The following is a 1963-nucleotide window of genomic DNA, read 5'->3' as shown; positions in this document are numbered from 1 at the left end:
ATGCTGCCCTGGGGGCTCTGGCTTTCCTATTACGGCGCGATGCTCGCCGTCTGGGCGATCGGCTCGCTGATCGCGCGTTTCGCGTTGAAGCGGAATTTCGGCGAGGCGGTGGTCATCGGCTTCGGCGGCGGACAGGGCAATGTCGTGATGCTCGGCATTCCGATCATCCTGACGGGCTTCGGCGACGAGGCGAGCGTGCCGCTCTTCCTCATTCTCGCCTTTCACGGATTGATCCTCATCACGACGGCGACCTTCCTGCTCGAAATGGCGTCGTTGCCCACGGGCCAGGAAGTTCCGGTCCGCCGTATCCTGCTGAACGGGCTGATGGGATCGCTCAGGAACCCGATCATCATCGGTCTCGGTCTCGGCCTCGTCTATGGACGGCTCGGCGTCGCGCTGCCGGGGCCGATCGACGCGACGGCCGAACTCGTCAGCCGCTCGGCGATCCCCTGCGCGCTTTTCGTGCTCGGCGGAACCCTGACGCGCTATCACCTACGCGCGGCGGTGGCGACCGCGAGCATGACGGTAATGTTCAAGCTCGTCGGCCATCCACTGCTCGTCTTCGTGCTGACGGATTACGTCTTCGGCCTGCCGCCGCTCTGGGTCATGGTCGCGACCGTGCTCGCGGGGATGCCGACGGGCGTCTATTCCTCGATCCTCGCCGGGCGCTACCGCATCGCGCCGGCGACCGCATCGAGCGCCGTCGTCCTCGCGACCGGCATGAGCGCCGTCACGCTGACGCTTCTCCTCAATCACTTTCGGCCGTAGAGATCAGGCGGTTGCCGCGACGTCAGCCGTTTTCGCCGACGGCTTCAGACGAAAAGCCTGAGGCCGGACGAAGACGAAGGCGAGCGGCGTATCCCTGACGATGCGGTAGCCGAGAAGCGGCATGCCGACCGCCATCGCGATGCAGGCAAGCGTGATGAGATCGCCATTGTGAAAGCCGAGCTTGACGAGCAGCGTGCGCGTCGCGGCCATCGGCAGGAAGAAGGCGAGGAAGACATAGAGCGAGCGCGAGCCGATATAGGTGAGGGGGCCGGCCCAGCCGCGCGCGACGAGCGTGACGACGAGCATCAGCGTCGCCGCGCCGCCGATATAGCCGGTGAGCAGTTCCATCGGGCGCAGATCGACGGCGCCCGAGAAGACGATCGCGCCCGCCGCGAGCAACATGGCGGCGCTGACGGCGAGCGCCTGGCGCATATGCGCCCGCGTCCATTCCGCCATCCGGAAGACATAAGGCGCGCCGTAGACGCCGGAGACGAAGAAGATGAAGCGCTGGGCGAATTCGTCGGGAATCGTCCAGCCGGTGTGGAGCTTCGAAAAATAGAGGACGAGCGCGAAGCCGATGACGATGGGCTTTCGCACATCGCGCAGCAGACGCATGGCGACGAAAAAGACGCTGAGCTCGTAGATGAACCAGAGTAGGCCGAAGGGCTCGAAGGGGATCATCAGAAGATCCCTGTAGCTCACCGCCCATTCGCTGTCATGCGGCAGCACGATCTTCAACCCGATCTGGATCACCGACCAGAGCAGGTAGAAATAGACGAAGTGCAGCACCTTGCCGTCGATGAAGGTCCGAAGGTCGCTCTTCAGCGCGCGCATGGCAAAGAGGCCGGCGACCAGGAAGAAGAGCGGCATGCGAAAGGGAATGGTGAATTCGCAGAGAAAGTTGAAGAGATAGGGCACCTGATGGAGCACGGCTGCGTCGTTATAGGTCGCGTGCTTCATCACCACGAGTGTCATTGTGAGACCCTTGGCGGCGTCGACCCAGTCGATACGTGGCTTACTCTGCGACATTAACCATACTCTCTGCGGCCGCTTGTTCCTCGATGGAACGATGGCGGCGGTTTCCTTGCTCGTGGAGCAGGAAGCGGGCCAGAGGGATGGAGGAGAGCTGACGGCTCGTCCTCGTTTGCCCACCCCTCACCCTGCTCCGGCTAAGGCTTGGGGCAAGCCCCAAGCC

General features: G+C 63.6%; 2 protein-coding genes. One reads left to right on the top strand and one right to left on the bottom strand.

Going from position 1 to position 1963, the window contains the following annotated elements:
* A partial coding sequence (locus VMR03_RS00300) for an AEC family transporter (protein ID WP_325401122.1) occupies window positions 1-768 on the top strand: 768 nt, incomplete at its 5' end.
* A gap of 3 nt (window positions 769-771) precedes the next feature.
* Here VMR03_RS00300 and VMR03_RS00295 read toward each other — a convergent pair.
* Complete coding sequence (locus VMR03_RS00295; RefSeq protein WP_325401120.1) at window positions 772-1797, bottom strand: acyltransferase family protein; 1026 nt, start codon at window positions 1795-1797, stop codon at window positions 772-774.
* Window positions 1798-1963 lie beyond the last annotated feature (166 nt).

The sequence above is a fragment of the Parvibaculum sp. genome (assembly GCF_035511255.1).
Taxonomy (GTDB): domain Bacteria; phylum Pseudomonadota; class Alphaproteobacteria; order Parvibaculales; family Parvibaculaceae; genus Parvibaculum.
Note: the sequence above shows the minus strand (reverse complement) of the source record. Positions and strands in the feature narration are given on the sequence as shown.

Excerpts from the sequence above, each read along its gene's own strand:
- VMR03_RS00295 (WP_325401120.1), bottom strand. The coding sequence starts at position 1,797 with ATGTCGCAGAGTAAGCCACGTATCGACTGGGTCGACGCCGCCAAGGGT.